The organism is uncultured Algibacter sp., from assembly GCF_947490405.1.
Taxonomy (GTDB): domain Bacteria; phylum Bacteroidota; class Bacteroidia; order Flavobacteriales; family Flavobacteriaceae; genus Algibacter_B.
In genome coordinates, this window is sequence record NZ_CANLGU010000014.1 from 1 (window position 1) to 2,181 (window position 2,181).

Annotated in this window: 2 protein-coding genes; both read left to right on the forward strand. The window is 30.5% G+C overall.

Annotated features, from left to right (window positions below; all coding sequences use genetic code 11):
- Window positions 1–655 precede the first annotated feature (655 nt).
- Window positions 656–1,300, forward strand: a complete 645-nt coding sequence (locus Q0772_RS16195) for a hypothetical protein (RefSeq protein WP_298346995.1) — start codon at window positions 656–658, stop codon at window positions 1,298–1,300.
- Window positions 1,301–1,481: 181 nt separating this feature from the next.
- Window positions 1,482–2,093: a hypothetical protein gene (locus Q0772_RS16200; protein WP_298346999.1), complete on the forward strand. Its 612-nt coding sequence runs from the start codon at window positions 1,482–1,484 to the stop codon at window positions 2,091–2,093.
- Window positions 2,094–2,181 lie beyond the last annotated feature (88 nt).

Sequence of the window (2,181 nt, forward strand, 5' to 3'; positions counted from 1 at the left end):
GGATTTTCCTCTGGTTCGACGACTTTTGCTAAATTAGTTACCAAACCACGCAACTATTCTTATACGTAACCGTTGTGAGCAATTAAAAGGAACACCTGTGAAAATGAAATATCTCGGAATTTTAATATTATTAATTGCTGTTACAAGTTGTAATTACTTTGACTGTAATTATGAAAAATTGACCGACAAAGAATACAGGAAAATAGCGGAACTCAATCGGAATTTAAAACGGATTGACACAATGTATAATGATAAATGTTTGAAAGGATTTTTCCACGTTTATCTAAAATCAAAATCCACGGATTTAGAAACTGAAAATGAAATTGGTGGAATAATTGCGGAACTGAAGAATGAAAATATGAAAAGGGATGTTTGGGTTTTTAATAATCAGGAAATTTTTCTTTACCGATTATTTTATTCCGATTTGAATAGCGAACTAATTAAAACGGACTTACAATATCCGAATCAATAAATAAACGAAATAAATTGAGCGGAAAATAACTGCTCACAACAATGTATAAAAATAATTGCGGTTATGTGCTTAATCAAAGGTCGTTGCGTGTTTGCTACGTCTGAATTTCCTTCGGAAATTCCTCGCACGCAAACCCGCAACTATTCTTATACGCAAACGTTGCCAATAATTTGAACCAACCTAATGGAATACAAACCTGACATTAGAATTAATAACCCAATTTACCTATTACGACAAGTAACTGAATTATTAAAAATTGCAAAAGAATATAAAAATTCATCTTCTCTGATTTATGCTTGCCTCGAATGTAGAATTGCTTTAGAACTTTTAGATTTAAACTTAATTTTGAGTACTGTAAAAGCAGAAGAAAGAGAACAAATTATAGAGGATTCAAAACCAAAAAACGGAATTGACAGAGTAAATAGAAGAGTTGGTAGTTTAAAGCATAAATATCAATTGTTTTTTCAAGCAGTTTGTGAATTATTTGATTTTGGGAATGAATACTATGATTATAAAAAATCAAAAGATTTACAATATAAAGTTAGCACTTATATTCATTCTTATCATATGTCTAACGAACAGTTGGAATTTGATTCAGAAAATATGCAAAACTGTTTAAGACTGATTGAGGAAGTTGATAATTTCATAAAGACATCCTTACCTATTGAAAATGGAGCATATATAGTTTTGGGAATTGAAATAGAAACTTTACCCGAAGAAGATAAAACTGTACTAAATGAATGGAAAACCACAAATTCAATGGAATACGATGAATTAAAAGAGAGGCTATCAGAAAATTTAAAATTGAGAAGAGAGAAAAAGGAATAAAAACTATTGGCAACAATGTATAAAAATAATTGCTACATTAGTGCTTAACCATAGGTAGTTGCAAGTTTACTACGTCTGATTTTCCTTCGGAAAATCCTCGCACGTAAACCCGCAACTATTCTTATACGAGACCGTTGTGCGTCATTTAAGAAAACCCGTGAAATACATTAAACTGATTTTAGTGATTACTATTTTAAGTTCGTGTTCAACGAATAAATCAGTTGTCGGTTTATATGGTAAATGCGGAAAAAGTTATTTTGCTTGTACTCAAATTGAACTAAAATCTGATAATACTTTTGAATATTATATTTTTTACGATGTTGGTGGCGGAAGTGTTTTACAGGGAACTTGGAAAAGGATTTCAAGCGATACTATAGTAATAAACACTTTCAAACAACCTCAATTTCCTAAAACGACATACATTGGAAAAGTAAATCCAAACCTAAAAGGAAAAGTAAAAATTCGAATATCTGATAAAGACGGTTCTTTGGGAGCTTCTAATGTTTTTATAAATGACAGAGCACAAATTAAGGTCGCAGATGAAAATGGAATTGCTGAATTTCAGGTCAACTCGATAAAAAATATTGAATATGGTTTTTTAAGTCTGAGCGAAAAAATTGAAATTGACAATCCGAATTATAATGAAATTGAAGTTTTAATAAAAGATTTAGACTTAAATGCAATACCTGAGTTTATAACAAACGAAAAGATTATTTTTAAACGGAATAAAATTATAATGGACACCACTTATGTTTATAAAAGGACAAGTCTGAAAAATAAACAATGGAAATAAAAAACGAACGCACAACAATGGCTATAAGTAATTGCTTGTTCTCGCCTACTTCTGAAAATCCTCGCGGATTTTCAGTTTGGTGTGTACT

Coding starts and splice junctions, on each gene's coding strand:
- Q0772_RS16195 (WP_298346995.1), top strand. CDS start 656: ATGGAATACAAACCTGACATTAGAATTAATAACCCAATTTACCTATTA.